This is a genomic window from Mesorhizobium sp. M2A.F.Ca.ET.067.02.1.1, from assembly GCF_004023285.1.
GTDB lineage: Bacteria > Pseudomonadota > Alphaproteobacteria > Rhizobiales > Rhizobiaceae > Mesorhizobium.
The window spans coordinates 1-990 of the sequence record NZ_RZSB01001222.1; the positions used below are offsets into that span (position 1 = coordinate 1).

At 62.3% G+C, this 990-nt stretch carries 2 protein-coding genes; both read left to right on the forward strand.

All coding sequences use genetic code 11. From position 1 onward, the window contains the following. The first annotated feature begins 6 nt into the window (after nt 1–6). Nucleotides 7–621 carry a glutathione S-transferase family protein gene (locus EOA28_RS36895; protein WP_127250872.1) on the forward strand — a complete coding sequence of 205 codons (615 nt, stop codon included), beginning with the start codon at nt 7–9 and terminating at the stop codon, nt 619–621. Beyond that, nucleotides 614–990, forward strand: a 377-nt coding sequence (locus tag EOA28_RS36900) for a demethoxyubiquinone hydroxylase family protein (RefSeq protein WP_189342412.1), incomplete at its 3' end; no start/stop codon positions are given. The genes EOA28_RS36895 and EOA28_RS36900, both read left to right, overlap by 8 nt.

Below are 990 nucleotides of genomic sequence, written 5' to 3' on the forward strand. Positions count from 1 at the left end.
GAAGCGATGGCCAAGCCGATCCTCTATGGCGCCGACTACAGCGTTTATGTGCGCATCGCGCGGATGACGTTCGAGGAGAAAGGCATCGGCTACGAGCTGGTGCCGCTCGACATCTTCGCCGCCGACGGCATTCCCGCCTGGTATCCGGAACATCACCCGTTTGGCCGCATCCCGGCCTTCGAGCATGACGGCTTTCGCCTGTTCGAGACCGGCGCAATCGCGCGCTATGTCGACGAAGCCTTCGATGGCCTGGCCCTTCAGCCTGCTGATCCGCGCCTTCGGGCGCGGATGAACCAGATCATCGGCATGCTCGATGCCTATGGCTACCGCGCTATGGTCTGGGACGTGGCGGTCGAGCGGCTGGAAAAGGCGCCGCCGGACGAGGCGCTGATCGCCGCCGGGCTCCGCCAGGCTGAAACGGTGTTCAAGGTTTTGACATCGCTCAAGACAAAAGGGCCGTGGCTGCTCGGCGCGCAGCTGACGCTGGCGGACCTGCATGCGGCGCCGATCATCGCCTATTTCCTGAAGGTCGAGGAAGGGCAGAAGCTATTTGCCCGTTTCCCCGATTTGAACGATTGGTGGGATCGTATCGCCAAGCGGGCAAGCTTCTCCAATGGGTGAGCTTTCTCGCCGCGAAGCGTTGACCGTGGCCAGGATAGTCCGGGTCAATCACGCCGGCGAATTTGGAGCGATCAGGATCTATTCGGCGCAAATCCTCGTCGCCCGGCACTTCTCACCCGATTGCGTGCCGCCTTTGTCGGAAATGCTGGGACACGAGCGCCAGCATTGCACCGCTTTCCACGCCGCCATGCCGGGGCGTAAATCGCGCCCGTGCCGTGTGATGCAATTTTGGAGTTGGGGTGGCTGGCTATTGGGCTTCCTAACCGCTTTGCTCGGCCCGCAAGGTATCTGGGCATGCACCGCCGCCGTCGAGGCGACGGTACACAGGCATCTTGACGACCAGCTTCACTATCTGGCCGAGCGTGATCC